Here is a 16,607-nt window from a genome sequence, read left to right on the forward strand (position 1 = left end):
GTAAACACTTTGGAGGACCTTCATCAAAGAAATTCTTAGCCCTTTCAGAAAGGTCCAGTTGATTTTTTGGTTGAGCCAGATTTAGCTTCCCGTAGGACCAAATCGTTCAGTGTAGATGTCAGTTGGCACCAATCCCAGCTCTGCCAACTCGTTAGCAACTGATTCGACTAATTGTGTAGGGCCGCAAATAAAGCAAACGGGTGGTTCTGTAAATTGGCTAACTTCTTGTTGTAGCATCGTCCTGTCGACTCGACGATGGTAACCCGTCCAATCGTGAGGAGTTTGCCTGGTGAAGGTTAATACAAGCGTGAATGTATCATCTTGTTTAGCCAGCTTTTCTAATTCGGCCTGATAAATGGTTTCTTCCGGAGTTCGAATACTATAAATAAGCCGAGTCGGACAATTTCCTCCAATCAGATAGCGATGACGCAGGATAGCCATTAAGGGCACTACCCCTGAACCTCCACCAACCAAAAGCAGGGGTCTATTGGCCATTTCATCATGCCAGACAAAATAACCGCCAATGGGGCCGCGCACTTCAAGAAAATCACCAACTAGAACGCCTTCGTGTAGATAACCCGATACTTCGCCATCATCCATCAATTCGACGGTCAGATCAATTTGCCCCGTTTGCTCTGGAGCTGATGCAATTGAGTAGCTACGTTCGGCCTGGTAACCATCTTCTGCCGTCAGCCGCAGATCATAATGTTGCCCTGGCAAATGAGCGATCCACTGAGGCAATTTAAGGCGAAAGGTCTTCACACGGGGCGTTTCCTGAATAATATCGGTTACTTCCCCTAGCTGCCATTGAATTCGAGCCATCTAATCGTCGCTTCGGTAACGCTGTTCGGTCCAGGGATTTCCATACATACTATACCCACCCCGCTCCCAGAAACCAGGCTGGTCATGTTCCATAAAACGTAATCCGGTGATCCATTTGGCACTTTTCCAGAAATAAAGGTGAGGGACGACTAATCGAGCAGGTCCACCATGCTCAGCTGCGAGTGGCTTTTCCTCGAAATTCAGACCAATAAATGCTTTCCCGTGTCGGAGGTCTTCCAGCGGAATGTTGGTGGTGTAATCGCCATAGGAATAGGCCATGACGTAACGAGCTTCTGGCTTGAGGGTCACGTGTTCCAGCAAGGTTTCAATACTAACGCCTTGCCAGTGGGTATCCAGTTTTGTCCACTTGGTCACGCAGTGGATGTCACTCGTAAATGACTGCTGAGGTAAACTGGTAAATTGCTCCCAAGAACCATTTAGTGGGGGATTCGACTAGTCCATCTAATGAGAAAGTCCAGGACGACAGGGCCGGACGTGGTGTTGGGCCAGCCGTAAGTACGGGCCAGTCAACCGTTTCATACTGGCCGGGGGGGATTCGTTCGGCGTTGGGGGCGGGGTGCTTACGACCAAATCCCCGATTGAAAAATGGAGGCATACTGGATTACTTTTTTGAAGAAACAGATTACCTTTTAGTGATATAATGATTGGTAATACTATCAGATCAGCGACGATTTCAGGTCGGCTTTTTGTTTACTGACATACCGAGTACGATGCCTCTAAACGTCTCCAATCCCCATTTTATCCAGCCAATATACACAAATATCACTTTTAACTTTAACATGATCAATCACCAAAAAGCTGTCATTATTTCGAATGGCAGCTTTTTGGTGAGGTAGTAGCTAAAGCTATAGATCAGTTACGCTTTAATAAAAGCCAGGATATCCGCATTAATGGTGGCTGCTTCGGTGGTGGGCATGCCATGTGGAAAGCCTGGATACGAAATCAGCTTCCCATTTTTCAACAGTTTAATAGCCTTTGCACCTGAAATAGGGAATGGAACGATCTGGTCATCCTCACCATGCAATACCAAAACCGGAATATCTACGCTCTTCAGGTCTTCGGTAAAATCCGTTTCGGAAAACGCTTTAATGCCGTCGTGGTGGGCTTTGATGCCACCCATCATTCCCTGGCGCCACCAATTATCCCGGATGCCTTGTGACACCTTGGCTCCTTCCCGATTGTAGCCATAAAATGGTAAGGTAAAATCCTGGAAATATTGAGGCCGATGGGTAGCCGTACCCTCCCGTATTTCATCGAATACCGACATCGGAATACCATCTGGATTCGTTTCTGTTTGAACCATGAGGGGTGTAACCGCACTAATCAAAACGGCTTTTACTACCCGGCCCTGACCATGTTTAGCTACATACCGAATCACTTCACCACCACCCGTTGAGTGGCCAATATGAATTGAATCTTTGATATCAAGAAACTCCATAAGTTCTGCCACATCAGCTACATACGTTTCCATGGTATGGCCTTCAGATGTTTGGGTCGAACGACCATGACCCCGGCGATCGTGGGCAATAACGCGAAATCCTTTGCTTACAAAAAACATCATTTGTGCGTCCCAATCATCGCTGGATAAAGGCCAGCCGTGATGAAAAACGATTGGTTGACCCGTTCCCCAATCTTTGTAATAAATTTCGGTACCGTCTTTTACAGTGAACTTGCTCATGGTTTTTGGATTAAATGTTGAGAGTAATTGAAAGTTAGCGATAAGTATTCTTCGTTTTTTGTCGGTACAAACCTACTGGGGGAACGGTTGAGGCAGGCAGTAAAAACAGATGGTTTTGCAGTAAAAAGAAAGGATTGCAACCGCGGTTTCTAAGAGTCGATGACTTTCAACTGAATCTCTTCCCGATCCAGCTCGTTCTCCAATTCATGAAACAAGTCGACATCGATTAGTTGATCATCCCGTAAGGCCAATAACTCAGACCGCTGCGCCTGAATGGAGGATAGTGTCAGTTTCTGGCTGAGTTGATGCTGAGATAGAGTCTTCTCAGAATCGCCCCGGTCAAGCTCGTCAACGCGCTCCTGATGCCGGTCGATGATTTCCTGAACTGTGTCTCCAACAAGTCCTTCTTTACTGACTACGCGATGAATCATGGCCAGCGCTTTTTTAGAAAGCCTTTTGCGAATTTCCCGTCGGGAAAGGTAATCGGTGGACTGCTGCCCAAAGTGTAAAGCTCGAATAACAACAGGCAGTAGACTTCCCTGTCCGACCAGGGTAAACAGGATCACACAAAACGTAATAAATAGGATTAGATTTCGGCCTGGACAGGGAAGGCCATTAGGCAGCCGCTCTGGGATCGATAAAGCAGCGGCCAGTGAGACAATACCTCGCATGCTGATATAGGCTAATAAGGTTGTGTGTTTGAACGAAGGAAATACGGGAGGCAGGTGCCATACCTTTCTTATCCGGGTAGAAACCGTATCGGCCAGAAAAATGCCCAGAAAGCGAATTACGACGGCCGTTAAACTGATGAGTAACCCAAACCAAACAAGCTGCCCTAATGACTGACCTTTTATGGAGGCTACCACGTGCGGCAACTGCAAGCCTATTAAAATAAAGATCAGGCCATTCAGGAGCACAACCACAAAATCCCAGACTGCAACTGCCTGCATCCGCGTGGTTGGGCTATGTACCATCGATTGCTTATGGCCTAGTAACAGGCCCGCTGTAACTACACTTAGTACCCCACTTACATGGAGGTGTTCGGCTGCTATATAGGCCGAGTAAGCCGTCACAAACGTCAGTACCGTTTCCAGGGCGGCCTCAAGATTTCCGTATTTGTGTAGCCAGAACGATAGATAACCAATAACGAGTCCTGTCCCAATACCTCCCCCCGCTAACCGGATGAATTCCAGCAGGGAGTCCGTTAAGGAAAAACTCCCCGAATTCATGGTCGCTAGTGCCAACTGAAAGATCACTAAAGCCGTGGCATCATTAACCAGACTTTCGCCTTCCAGGATGGCGACTATTTTTCGGGGAACCGCCAGTGTCTTCATGATCGCTGTAGCGGCAACGGCATCGGAAGGCGAAACGATAGCGCCTAACAGTAAGCCTGTCGCCAACGTAAAGCCTGGAATAAGCCAGTTGGCTACATACGCAATACCGATACTGGTTGCCAGCACCAGGCCCAAAGCAAGCACCACAACAGGTTCTAAATTTCGGCGAAAGTCGCTCCAGTTCGTGTACCAGGCAGCACTGTATAGGATAGGGGGTAAGAAAACCAGGAGAACGACCGATGAGTCCAGGCCAACGTTCGGCAAACCGGGGATGAAACCAATAATAAGACCGCCAACCGTTAGCAATATCGGAAAGACCAGGTTGAGCCGTCGGGCGATCAGCGCCAGTCCAATCACAAAAATCAGCAGCAGAAGAACCGTTTCAAGTGGATGCATGGGCTGGGCCTAGGGTTTAGTGGGTACCATTACTGGAACGATGTTGTCCATTTGACGGGAAATCAGGTCCATTAACACCTTGCTGGATTCGGTAGAAGAGTTGGGCAGAATCCCAATAAAAAGCCCGTAATTCAACTACTCGGTCAGCCTTCACGTACCAGGTGTGCACAAAAGGTAAACTAAACGGTTCGTTGTCTATCAATAGTTTACCCTCAAAAAAGCCAGTCGTGATGATCGAATCTGGATGCTGATCATCATCCGGGGTGAAATCGATAAGCGAATGCACCCGCAGGTCTTCACAGATTGTGTATAGCTCTGACATCATGGCTAAAAAGCCACTTCTCCCCTGATATTCACGTCCAGTAGGGCCATATTGAGCAATATAAAGCACGATTTTTTCATCCAGTACGGGCAGTATCCGACTTAAATTATTGTCCGCAAAAACACTGTAAGCAATGTCGATAAGTTGCTTGGGATTGGCCATAGTAATAAGATAGGTAAACTACCTGCCAGGACCATCTATCAAGGCAAGTGCCAGCCATCGAACTAGTCAAAAAATAGGAATTGACCCGGAATCAATTTCCTCATTGTCAACCGAAAGGAAACCTCAAGCGGTTTTGTCGATTCGGGAAGTCTCATTTTTTATTTTGGAGAACTCCAAAAAATCTGGAGTTTTCAGTATTTTCCGTAGTTAATGATCTACTGATGAAGGGTGGTCTCTAGTGAAGAAAGGGATCATTCGCAGTAAATTATAGTCCATTACCACCTAGTTTCTCCTTATTCTGAGCCCTTAACAGAATTAAGAAACGAGTTTGTATACCCACCCAGGCAAACTCGAGCATGAATGGGAATAATTCTTGTAAGCCGATGGAAATGCGGTCTATGCAGGCTATCCTCTAACCAATCCAGACTATGCAACCACTTGGTAACCCTTCTCTTTCCTCGGCCTTATCCTGCAAGATTTTAATTGTTGAAGATGAATACATTATCGCCAATGATCTGGAACTGATTCTGAGTGAGGCAGGCTACCCCGTTATCGGCGTTGCTGACTCCGTTGCCGAGGCCTTAGCGCTTATGGATCAGGAAAAACCAGATATCGTCTTACTGGACATTTACCTGAAGGGAAAAGAAACCGGCATTGATCTGGCCAAGCAGCTGGAGGAACTCAGCATTCCGTTTATTTATATATCGGCCAACGATAATAAGAGTGTGCTGGAAGCCGTAAAAGCCACGCAGCCCATTGGCTACATTGTTAAACCGTTCCGGGAAAAAGATATTCTTACTGCGCTGGAAATCAGTCGCTATCGTCACGCGCACAGCGTAGAAATGAAACTTCGGGAAGAAAAGGCTCTTCAAATTGCCCTGACCGATGCCCTGTCGGCTCCCGGAAGTTGGGAGCAAAAACTGCTGAATGCAGCGATGATACTTCAGTCACTAGTACCCTTCGATTTCTTATCGATCCAATACCAAAAGAAAGGTACGAGCAAGCTATTTAATTACTATCGGGTCGGCTTTGACGAGTATCAGATCATTAACCTGGCTGATATCCAGCAACTGACGAATGTAACTCCCGACCACCTGCTACTGGTTGAAATGGGAGCTGTCATTCCTGGTCCTGTACGGTATACTGAAGAAACCTTTCCTACCTTCTGTGAACAATCTCGCTTATGCCAATTCCTGGCAAAAAACTTCCGACTTGAATCGGCCATGGTCATGCCGCTGAACGTGGGACTAGTGGACACGTTCTTTATCTCGTTTCTGAGTCGAAAGCCCGATGCTTACCTATCCGGGCATCTTAGACTACTGGAGCGGCTAGAACAACCGATTGTCTTGATGCTGGAGCGGGTTCTTGCTTTCGAGGAAGTGGCCCGACTTAGTGAGCAACTCAAACGGGAAAACAACTACCTACAGGAAGAGGTAAAAACATTAGCCAATTTTGAAGAGATCATTGGTCGTAGCCAACGACTGTTGCGCGTTTTTGACCAGGTTACCCAGGTTGCCAATACCAACACGACGGTGCTTATATTAGGCGAAAGTGGGACTGGAAAGGAGTTAATTGCCCGCGCGCTGCATAACCTGTCATCCCGGAAAGACAAGATTCTGGTTAAAATCAACTGTGCGGCTTTACCAGCTAACCTGATCGAATCGGAGCTTTTTGGCCATGAGAAAGGCGCGTTTACCGGCGCTTTTGAAAAGCGAATTGGCAAGTTTGAACTGGCGCAGGGAGGAACTATTTTTCTGGATGAAATTGGCGAGATGCCGTTGGAATTACAGGCCAAACTACTGCGTGTACTTCAGGAGAAAGAGATCGAACGAGTGGGAGGGAAGATCCCCATAAAAACGGATGTGCGCGTCGTAGCCGCAACAAACCGGTATCTGGAAAAAGAAGTAGCCGAAGGGCGTTTTCGGATGGATCTGTACTTTCGATTAGCTACGTTTCCAATTACCTTACCCTCCTTACGAGAACGACCGGGTGATATACCCCTGCTGGCCCAATTTTTTGCCCAGCGATCTGCCCGTAAACTAGGCAGGCCGTTTCACGGTATCAGTGAAACGGTATTAAATGAGCTAATCAATTACAGTTGGCCAGGTAATATTCGGGAGTTGGAAAATGTGATTGAACAGGCCGTCATTATTAATGATGGCCAATCACCGCTGACCTTGGGCCGCCCATTGATCAACAGCCTATTTTCCACGACTTTATCAAGTCCTGTGATTCACTCAGATGCCAGTTTTAAACCAGGGAATTCAGCCCCAAAGGATTTACAGGACGTTAAACAGATTCAGCAGGAAACAGAACGGGAATACATTCTGGCCATTCTAAAACAAACAAACGGTCGAATTCGGGGGAATGGTGGAGCCGCTGAATTGATGAACTTAAAGCCGACAACACTTGAATATCGAATGGAAAAACTGGGGATTCGAAAAGTGCTTTCCGCTCAACCACCAGGATCCTCATCTGGGATTAATTAAGGCGCTGGGACTCATGAAGCAGTACATTTTCCTGGCTATTTGGATGCTAGTCGCGATATCGACTAAAGCCCAATGGGCAACCTACCAGATTGACAGCTTACGGCGAGTAGTCAACGCTAGCAAAGCGGATACCCATCGCGTGAACGCATTACTTGCGTTGAGTCAATGCTACGTCCTTAAACCTGGAGAAACAGCGCATGATTTAGATACAGCGCTACAAATGAGTCTACAAAGCAGCCGATTAGCTCAATCGCTGCATTACTCCGCCTGCCAGGGAGAGGCTGCGTATACCTTATTCCTGATCTGGCTGGAAAAAGGAGACAGCCCTAAGGCTAAGCGATATGCTCAACTAGCCATTGAGTATTTTTTACGCGCTAAAAAGTGGAACCAGCTAGGCTATGTGTACATGAACCAGGCGCGTTTTTTTACGCTTGAAGGAAACGAGCTACCTCAGAAGATTCTATTTTATGAAAAAGCGTTAAGTTATTTTACAAAGGCCGATGATAAAGTGAAAATGGCTGACTTGTATAAAGAGCTTTCCGATCTCCACCAAATACAGGAACATTATGCCTTAGCCCTGAGCGAATTACAAAGTGCACTTACGTTATTTCGTACCATTGGCCACACCGATTTAGCTACGGTGTATGATCTGCTCGGCTTCGTATCGGCCAAACTTGGTGATTACAAAGAAGGCCTGGCTTATGGCCTACTGGCCGTTCGAGCCGCTGAAGCCGCGCAGGATAGTTCGCTGACACTTTGTACTATCTACAACCGGGTTGGGCTTACGTATTACGGAATGGGCCAGTATAAACAGGCAAAAATCTATTTCCAGAAATCGCTGGCAATTGCCTTAAAACACAACAATAACGCCTATATTCTTCACCTGGTGGGTAACTTATCTGATTTACTTCTTCAGCAACATAAACCCAGAGAGGCCCTCCATTTTTTACGGCAAAAATCCCAGCAGTATCCACCAACAACTGCCGAAAGTGAGCTTTTAGTCGACTTTCGACTGGTGGCAATTTATGCCGAGTTAGGGCAATTTAAACAAGCCCAGGCGTACTGCGATAAGACATTAGATTTACTGGCCAACAAGGGGATAGGCAGTTTAGGACGCGCCCGGATTTATCAGGCGGTTATCAACTTTTTTATCCAAAGCAGGCAGTTTCAGCAGGCACGTCGCTATTTGGCGATCAACGAAGCACGGTGCCAGCAAAATGGGTCTATTATGGCGCTGGCCAAAAATCATTTACAATGGTTCAAACTGGACTCGACCCAGGCTAACTACTTTCCAGCCATTCGGCATTACGAACGCTATAAAGTTTTACAGGACTCCTTATTAAACACCACGAAAAGCCGACAGATTGCCCAATTAGAAATTGAGTTTGAAAGCGAAAAGAAAGACCAGAATTTAAAAGTAAGCCAGCAGAGTATTCAAGCCCTGACGAAGCAAAGCCTATTGCAGCAAACGCAATTACAACAGGCACGAACCATTCGAAATGGTATTGTTGCCGGTACCATCATGTTGATTTTACTGTTGGGGCTTAGCTATAACCGGTATCACCTCAAACAACAAAGCAATAAACTCCTGGAAGCCAAGCAACTGGAGATCAACCAAAAAAATGAATCCCTTCAAAAAGCCGTCCATGATCAGGAGCACTTACTACGCGAACGGGAATGGATGCTTCGGGAGATTCATCACCGGGTTAAAAACAACCTGCAAATAATTACCAGCCTGCTACATTCACAGTCTACTTTTCTTAAAGATCAGGCAGCGTTGGCGGCTATTCGCGAAAGTCAGAACCGGGTGCATGCCATGGCCTTGATCCATCAGAAACTGTATCAATCCAATCGATTGTCCAGCATTCCGATGGCTGAATATATCAATGAGATCGTTGATTACCTTATGGGTACATTTGACCAAAATGCCAGCATTAAAAAACAGATTATCGTAACTCCCGTCGATCTGGATGTTACCTTGGCCGTTCCGCTGGGCCTGATCATCAATGAAGCCATCACGAACTCGTTGAAATATGCGTTTCCTCCCGATCGGAGTGGAGCCATTCAAGTGGAACTTAAACAACTGGATTATAAGTGTTACTGGCTGTTAATCAGCGATGATGGCATTGGCTTACCAACGAATTTGAATCCAGCCCGAAGTCGTACACTGGGCATGAGCCTGATAAGAGGGCTTAGCAAACAACTTGGCGGGGAGCTGCAAATTAGCCAACTCAATGGCGTTCAAATTAGTCTGACCTTTACGGCAGAAAAAGTCGTGCAGCCGGATTTGGTTGACGCTTAACTTTTTAATTAGGTGTACCGTGAATTAGTAGCCAGCGTAAAATTACGTGCGTTGCCATCAGATTTTATCGAACTCATGTAATGTCTACCAAGCTATTTCTTTTGCCGCGAATTAATAAGTTAATGGGCCAGCATTCGGCAAGAATCGCTTGTTTATGCATATTGGTGATTGGTTGCCAATGGGTAGCGCCTTTACCTGCTTTAGCGCAAAACATTACCCGGCACATGGCTAATCAGCTAATGACCAGGTTGCAAAAAAATACAGCCGATACAACCCGACTTTCTACGCTACTTGAACTTGGTAAATTTCAGATATACAAAGCGGGTGAGGTAAAAACTGATTTAGACAGTGCGATACGCTATTTACAGCAGGCAGAAGAGTTAAGTAATGCGTTGCACCAGGTAAAAGAAAAGCACCAGTCAGAATGTCTATTGACCATTGCCTATATAGAGCGGGGAGATTTTAAGATGACAAGGGCTATTTTTTCTAAACTAATTACTGACTGCCAACAAACAGGAGATAAAGAAACCGAAGCCGACGCCCACTACAGATTCGCCACTGCTCAGCGGTACATCACCCGGAATTATCCCCTGGCAATTGCTCAATATCGCCAGGCAGCATCTATCTATAAAGAACTGAAGAATCCAGAAAAAGAAATTCAGATGGTTGAGCAGATTGCCGGTCTCCATGCGGATCTGGGAGAGCTGGATGTAGCTGAAGGCGAATTTCTGACTGTTTTGCACCGGTATAAAGCGATCAACTATGCTAAACTTCATTACGTCTATAGTTGGTTAGCTAGTGTTAGTCGGTTAAAAGGAAATTTTGAGAAAGGCCTTTTTTATTCGTTTCAATGCCTGGAAAGTATGAACAGAACCCAGGATACATTGGCTGCCGCCAGCTTTTATGGAACTATTGCTGAAGTTTATATGGAGCTGGGAAAACAGGAACAAAGCATTTACTGGTTCAAAAAAACGCTTCAGCAATGGCGACTGGGAAAGCTACCAAACTATTCATTGTATTATTCGGCAAGCCTGATTGTACAGGATTTGATCAAGCACCACAAAACACCGGAAGCCCTTCGTTTAATTGTAAACCTTATTAAAGAAATTCCTCCCGTTACAAACATTCAACGAGGGTGTATTGCCCAAACATTTGCGTATTGTTATGATGATTTGCGTACGTATAAGCAGGCCGAGAAATACTATCTAGAGGCAATTGGCTGGTATAGTCAATCGGGGAATGATTTTGAAATGGCACAGAAAGCCCCCAAAGAGGTCGGCGAATTTTACCTGAATCATAACGATTATAAAAAAGCGGGATTTTATTTGCGAAAAGCACTCGCTTTTTCGCCCCAGAAAAACGCCCCATCCACGCTAAAGGATATTCACTTTATGCTCTTTAAAGTCGATTCCACGGAGGGGAATTACCTATCGGCCATTCGCCATTTTCGCCAGCATAAAGCGTTAAATGATTCGCTTTTTAACGAAACTAAATCAAGGCAGTTTGCGGAGCTGGAAGTTCGAAATGCTACGGCCCAAAAAGAACAACAAATTCAGCGTCAGCAGCTTGAACTGGAAAAAGGGGAGACGATGCGCAATGGTATACTGGCAGGCGCAATGCTACTTTTAGGCTTACTGGGTATAAGCTATAATCAGTACCGCCTAAAACAACAAAGTAATAAACTGCTGGAAGCTAAACAGCTGGAAATCAACCAAAAAAATGAATCCCTTCAATCGATCCTGAACGAGAAAGATACGCTGCTGAAAGAAAAGGAAGACCTGCTGGAGGAAAAAGAGTGGATGCTGAAAGAGATTCACCATCGGGTTAAAAACAATCTACAGATTATTACGAGTTTACTCCATTCGCAAGGGGTTTATTTGAAAGACAAAGCCGCGCTTTCAGCCATTCAGGAGAGTCAGAACCGGGTACATGTGATGGCCTTAATCCATCAAAATCTCTACCAGTCAGATCGTCTGGCAACGATTCCGATGGCTGAGTATATCGAGGATATCGTTGATTACTTACTGGTAACGTTTGCCCGGCAGGATTCTGTCCTGAAAAAAATAGCCGTCGTGCCAATCAATCTGGATGTTATTCTGGCGGTTCCACTTGGCCTTATCCTCAATGAAGTCGTTACCAATTCGTTGAAGTACGCCTTCCCTGCCGGTCAAAAAGGAACCATTAGCATTGAGCTTGTTAAGTTGACTAATCAGATATATCGACTCACGATCAGTGATAATGGGATTGGCTTCCCCCCCGATTTAAACCCCAACCGAAGTCGTACGTTAGGCATGAGCCTAATTCGAGGGCTCAGTAAACAACTTGGCGGAAAGCTTCAGATCAATCAGGATTCAGGTGTGGAGATTAGTCTGCTATTTACTGAAGAAAAAGTTGGATTGACAGGTCTAGCTAGTACCTAATAAAAGCATTGCTCATGTAAAGAAATGGCTATCAGCCAAATTCGTTCCTACTCCAATGCACAAGCCCGCCTTTCTGATCGACAACATTTAGAACGGATGGCCTAAAGTGGTTCAGGTGAAACTGAATGATAGGAGCAAGACGAGCCTGCGTGAGTTTACCGTGAAATTGCTGCCCGCCAATGAACAATGTGGGCGAAGAGCGAACACCAGACAAATGACCTAGCCGCCAGTCAGTTTTGATCTGGTTGTATAGTTGATCATCCAACAAATCGTGCAGAAACTGGATCTGCTCTAATTCTAGTGCTGATGCCAATCCTATCAGGGAAGCGCAATTAATGAGCGGTTGGGTAAATAGAGCTGAATACATTGGCCAGAATTTTCCTTGTCGTCTTGCCGCTTCGGTGGCCACGGCAGCTAGTAACGATTGATCACTTGCCAGATCAGGAAAGTGACGGTAGGAATAGACAATCGGGTGCCCCCTTGAACTGATCCAGTATGGAGCCAATAACCTTTCGAATTTCCTGGCTCCTGTAGCATAAGCAATCCCCGAATTCGACCAGTTCAACTGCACCTGTTACAGGGCCAGTTTCCATTAAGTTAAGCGAAGCGTCCATAAAGATAGCAATGAGTTAAACTCGTGAGAATTCGTTCTGCCAAGCGACATACTGGTTTCAACTCAGAAAATGCACCTGACCTACTGTAAACAACCCTACTCCTAGAGATCGGATAAGGCAATTGACTAACTCAAGGAAGATTGTAAATAGCTACTTCTGACGCGGCTTGGTACGAGTAGGCGTCGTCGATATTCCGTGGGCGTCGTTTGATAATACCGTTTGAAGAGTTTATTAAGATGGCAGATATCAGTAAAGCCAAATTCATCTGCAATCTGCGAGATACTCATACTACTGAGTCGTAACCTGGTTTCAACGAGCTGAAGCTTATAGCGGATAATATACTGATTGATCGATTCGCCAGCCTGTTGCTTAAACAGCGCACACAAATGACTTTGAGAGTAGTTGAATGCATCGGCTATCCTGTCCATTCGTAGCTGATCGGGCATCGTTATATGATGGCTGATGTACGTACCAATTCGCTGCATAAGTGAAGCCGCCATTACGCTGGATGATCTGACTCCCTGGTGCTCAACCAACTGGCGATCAATTAAACTCAAAATCGTTTTCATCAGTGTCTCAACGATTTGATTAGAAACCAGTTGCCGAAGGTTGTTCTGTTCCGCTAAAATTATGTCGACCAGCGCATTCAGATTTTGCTGCTCTGTAGGATCGGTAATTAGACTACCCGCTAGATGCTGAGTTGTGGTTTGGCCTCTTTCCCTTATCTGTAACCAGGAATCAGTTCCTAGTGTGGTTAACCTGCCCATGTACAGCTCCGTGAAGGAGAGACAGCAAAAACAGGTCTTTTGGTCGACTACTAAATAATGGTTGTCTAAAGGTCCCAGTAAAAACACATCGCCAGCCTGGTAAGAAAATCGATTGCCATTAATTATGTGCTGACCACTTCCTTTCCGAATCAGGATTAATTCAAAGTGATTATGGTCATGAATGGGGTAAGACCATTGGCTAGTTTCAAGGAGTTGAATAGTCAGGAGTTCATGTTGGATGTTACGTTTCATAAGGGTAGTAGTTCTGGATGGAGGTGTATGGAATCAACCACTATGAACTACTATACCAATAAAATGCCAATCTGGAAACGCCTTACTACTACCAGTAAAAATTAAGTTAAATTAATGATTATCAGATATTTGTCTATTTGTAAGTTTTAAAGTCTACCTCCAAATAAACTGGAGAGTCCATACTATTTGGAGGTAGACTTTGGAGTTACTGTTCCGCTGTATCGCTACTTAAGATGCGCTCGTAGCATCCAGGCTATTTTTTCGTGCTTCTCCATCAGGCCGGTAATGTAGTCACTCGTGCCTGCATCTTTATGGGCCTCGGCGAACTCATCAATATTGGCACGGATGAAGTCAATGATACTTTCATGGTCATTCAGCAGTTTTTTGATCAAACTACGGCTGTCATTGCCATCCTCATCCTGTTCCGTCAGGTGGGTGAGTTGGAGAAAATTTTTCAGTGTGGCAGGCGCGTAGTGCCCTAACTGGCGAATGCGTTCGGCTACGTCATCGACAATCTCGGCCGACTGATTATAAAGTTCTTCGAAATACAGATGAACCGAATGGAAGTCCATGCCTTCCAGATTCCAGTGCGCGTTTAACGTTTTGGTGTACAGCACAAACTCATCAGCCAGTAGTTTGGCTAATTGATGGGCAACAACTTCCCGGTTTTCAGCCGAGATACCTATTGAGGTTTTCATGAATGGTGGTTTTAAAATGAATGGAAAATTGAGACTGATTTGCTAATCGTTAGAGGTGGTTTTCATTATTTCCGCCGGAATGGTGTTCGGATTGGTTGCCGTTTTATAGGCGTCGAATACATCATACTCATTGTGATGTTAACATAACGTGAATTATGACCGATTTACAAATAGCATGATACTCGTTTTTTGTCATCCCGACGCCAGGAGGGATCTTCGGTAAGTAACCGTTTGCCGAAGATCCCTCCTGGCGTCGGGATGACAAAAAACAATACTATAAATAGCTAAAAATCAGCTAATAAATCCAGATTTTATCCATAATTCACGTTAACATAGGAAGAGACTTTTCAATACGCTCCCGAGAGGATTCGTACTGCTTCGGGAGTTTTAGGTGACTGCCCAGTTCCTGCAACGGTTCGTCGACGGTAAAGCCAGGGTTATCGGTAGCGATTTCAAACAAAACCCCACCTGGTTCGCGGAAATAAAGGGAGAAGAAATAATCCCGATCAATTTTTGGGGTTATCTGCAACCCCTTGCTTAGAATTTTCTCCCGAAATTCCATCTGGATGGTATCATTGGCGACCCGGAAGGCAACGTGATGCTTGGTTCCTGCGGCATTTCGGCCAATAACCCCAGTTGGTTCTTCGAGTAAATCAACAATTGAGGCTGTGGAAATAGCATCCGTACTGAACCGATACCGATTGCCTTCCTGCGCTTGTAAAGTATAGCCAAAAATATCGGTTAAGACTCGGGCGGTCGCTTCAATTTTTTGTAGGCTCAGTGTAACACTATGAAAGCCCTGCGTTGCCATATCCTGCTTAATATCTTCCGTTTCCCAGGCTGTTCGCTCATCTGCATGCTGAATCAACGAAATTGAGAGTCCATCCGGATCGGTAAAGGGCAGATAGGTTTGGCCAAATCGCTCGGCTTGTTCCCCCATTGACACCCCGAACTCCCTGAATCGTCCTGCCCAGTTATCCAGGCTGCCGGGTGGTACTGAATAGCCGATTTCGGTCGCCATACCTACCCCGTTTATACCTGGCCCAATGCCTTCCCAGGGAAAAAAGGTAAGGATGGTGCCGGGCGTTCCGTTTTCGTTGCCATAGTAGAAATGATAGGTGCCAGGATCATCAAAATTGACGGTCTTTTTTACCATCCGTAATCCCAGCACATGGGTATAAAAATCATAATTCCGTTGAGCGTTATTGGCAATTGCCGTGATGTGATGAAGTCCTAAAATTCGGTTGTCCATACCTGTTTAGTCTATTTCAATAATCAATAAGCGGATTCTGCGTAAACGATTTACCTAATTCTAATTGCCTGATCATGTTCTTTTGCCAAAAACCGAAGCTCCCGCTCCCAACTAAACTCTGCCTATTTTAAGAGCGGGAGTCTTGTCCATTGTTACATTGTTACATCGACTTTACTTTTTTGGCAGCTTCCAAAATGAACGCTGCTACTTTCTCCGGCTGAGCCAGCATGGCGACGTGGCTGGATTTTAATTCAAGGGTAGTAGCCTTTAGTTTCCTGGCCAGCGTCCGTTCCAGATCCGGATTAATCATGCGGTCATTCGCGGCCACCACGTACCAGGAAGGTTTGGTTTTCCAGGCTGCTTTGGCGATTTTCTCTTTCAATGCCGTGAACGCCTGTGGCCCCTGAGTCGCCACCAGTAGCTTCCGCTCCGATTCGGGTAAATCCTGCGCAAAATCTTCGTTGATCCCTTTGGGTGACATGCTGACGAAGCCATAGGCATCTGGTCTGATCTGGTCATTGCCGGGTGTGGATGCTGCCGTCTGGACCAGTTCTAAAAACGACTGACCTTCATCCGGCGCAGCTGCGGCTACATAAACCAGCCCGGTTACCTTATCATGGTTTCCTGCTTCGGTAATGACCACCCCGCCCCAGGAATGCCCCACGAGTAAAACCGGACCATTCATTAAGTCAATAGCTCGTTTGGTAGCTGCTACATCGTCGCCTAGTGAGGTAAGCGGATTTTGTACCGCTATGACGTTGAGTCCTTTAGCCTCAAGCAACGGAATTACTTTATTCCAGCTTGAGCCATCGGCCCACGTGCCGTGAACGAGTACTATATTTTTTACACCGGCAGCTGATGCCTGAGCCAAACCGTTTTGGGTTGATGAAAGCGTTATGATACTAGTGAATAGTGCGCTCCAAATGACGCGGTTTATTGTCTTCATGATTATTGATGATTATGCATGATAGGATATATTGATATAGGTTTGGTAAATCAGAACTAACTAGGGCGGTATTAGATTAACAGAGAAATCCATAGCTAATTAGTATTAAGTTGATCCGTGTACAGTAGTGTA

14 protein-coding genes are annotated in these 16,607 nt (G+C 45.6%); 3 read left to right on the plus strand and 11 right to left on the minus strand.

The annotated features are described in order from the left end of the window. Positions 1 to 81: 81 nt before the first annotated feature. The 6 genes from H3H32_RS08095 to H3H32_RS08115 form a co-directional block, all read right to left on the minus strand. A complete protein-coding gene (locus tag H3H32_RS08095; RefSeq protein WP_182462212.1) occupies positions 82 to 822 on the minus strand; it encodes a ferredoxin reductase in 741 nt (246 codons plus the stop codon). After that, entirely contained in the window at positions 823 to 1,206 is a 384-nt protein-coding gene (locus H3H32_RS37365; RefSeq protein ID WP_240543868.1) for a molybdopterin-dependent oxidoreductase, read from the minus strand. 1 nt (position 1,207) lies between these two features. Further along, the gene (locus H3H32_RS37370; RefSeq protein ID WP_240543704.1) at positions 1,208 to 1,438 is read right to left on the minus strand and encodes a molybdopterin-binding protein; all 231 of its coding nucleotides are present in this window, start codon (positions 1,436 to 1,438) and stop codon (positions 1,208 to 1,210) included. Between the two features lie 261 nt (positions 1,439 to 1,699). Continuing rightward, positions 1,700 to 2,521 (minus strand): alpha/beta fold hydrolase, encoded by an 822-nt coding sequence (locus tag H3H32_RS08105; RefSeq protein ID WP_182462213.1) that lies wholly within the window; start codon positions 2,519 to 2,521, stop codon positions 1,700 to 1,702. 149 nt (positions 2,522 to 2,670) lie between these two features. Further along, positions 2,671 to 4,251 carry a Na+/H+ antiporter gene (locus H3H32_RS08110; RefSeq protein ID WP_182462214.1) on the minus strand — a complete coding sequence of 527 codons (1,581 nt, stop codon included), beginning with the start codon at positions 4,249 to 4,251 and terminating at the stop codon, positions 2,671 to 2,673. A gap of 16 nt (positions 4,252 to 4,267) precedes the next feature. Then, positions 4,268 to 4,735 (minus strand): nuclear transport factor 2 family protein, encoded by a 468-nt coding sequence (locus H3H32_RS08115; RefSeq protein ID WP_182462215.1) that lies wholly within the window; start codon positions 4,733 to 4,735, stop codon positions 4,268 to 4,270. 428 nt (positions 4,736 to 5,163) lie between these two features. On the opposite strand from H3H32_RS08115, the gene H3H32_RS08120 reads away from it, so the two are divergent. The 3 genes from H3H32_RS08120 to H3H32_RS08130 all read left to right on the plus strand — a co-directional run bounded on the left by H3H32_RS08120 (position 5,164) and on the right by H3H32_RS08130 (position 11,946). Further along, positions 5,164 to 7,224 (plus strand): sigma 54-interacting transcriptional regulator, encoded by a 2,061-nt coding sequence (locus H3H32_RS08120; RefSeq protein WP_240543705.1) that lies wholly within the window; start codon positions 5,164 to 5,166, stop codon positions 7,222 to 7,224. A gap of 13 nt (positions 7,225 to 7,237) precedes the next feature. Next, complete coding sequence (locus H3H32_RS08125; protein WP_182462216.1) at positions 7,238 to 9,526, plus strand: tetratricopeptide repeat-containing sensor histidine kinase; 2,289 nt, start codon at positions 7,238 to 7,240, stop codon at positions 9,524 to 9,526. 80 nt (positions 9,527 to 9,606) lie between these two features. After that, on the plus strand, positions 9,607 to 11,946 hold the full coding sequence (locus tag H3H32_RS08130; RefSeq protein ID WP_182462217.1) for a tetratricopeptide repeat-containing sensor histidine kinase: 2,340 nt from the start codon (positions 9,607 to 9,609) through the stop codon (positions 11,944 to 11,946). A gap of 31 nt (positions 11,947 to 11,977) precedes the next feature. On the opposite strand, the gene H3H32_RS08135 is transcribed toward H3H32_RS08130, so the two are convergent. From H3H32_RS08135 to H3H32_RS08155, 5 genes are all read right to left on the minus strand, one after another. Then, on the minus strand, positions 11,978 to 12,511 hold the full coding sequence (locus H3H32_RS08135; protein ID WP_182462218.1) for a DsbA family protein: 534 nt from the start codon (positions 12,509 to 12,511) through the stop codon (positions 11,978 to 11,980). A 174-nt stretch (positions 12,512 to 12,685) separates the two neighbouring features. Further along, a complete protein-coding gene (locus H3H32_RS08140; RefSeq protein WP_182462219.1) occupies positions 12,686 to 13,579 on the minus strand; it encodes an AraC family transcriptional regulator in 894 nt (297 codons plus the stop codon). A gap of 224 nt (positions 13,580 to 13,803) precedes the next feature. Then, positions 13,804 to 14,277: a Dps family protein gene (locus H3H32_RS08145; protein ID WP_182462220.1), complete on the minus strand. Its 474-nt coding sequence runs from the start codon at positions 14,275 to 14,277 to the stop codon at positions 13,804 to 13,806. A 322-nt stretch (positions 14,278 to 14,599) separates the two neighbouring features. Then, positions 14,600 to 15,529, minus strand: coding sequence for a ring-cleaving dioxygenase (locus H3H32_RS08150; protein WP_182462221.1), 930 nt, complete (start codon positions 15,527 to 15,529; stop codon positions 14,600 to 14,602). A gap of 160 nt (positions 15,530 to 15,689) precedes the next feature. Next, on the minus strand, positions 15,690 to 16,475 hold the full coding sequence (locus H3H32_RS08155) for an alpha/beta fold hydrolase (protein ID WP_182462222.1): 786 nt from the start codon (positions 16,473 to 16,475) through the stop codon (positions 15,690 to 15,692). Between the last annotated feature and the right edge of the window lie 132 nt (positions 16,476 to 16,607).

It is taken from the genome of Spirosoma foliorum (genome assembly GCF_014117325.1).
Lineage (GTDB): Bacteria > Bacteroidota > Bacteroidia > Cytophagales > Spirosomataceae > Spirosoma > Spirosoma foliorum.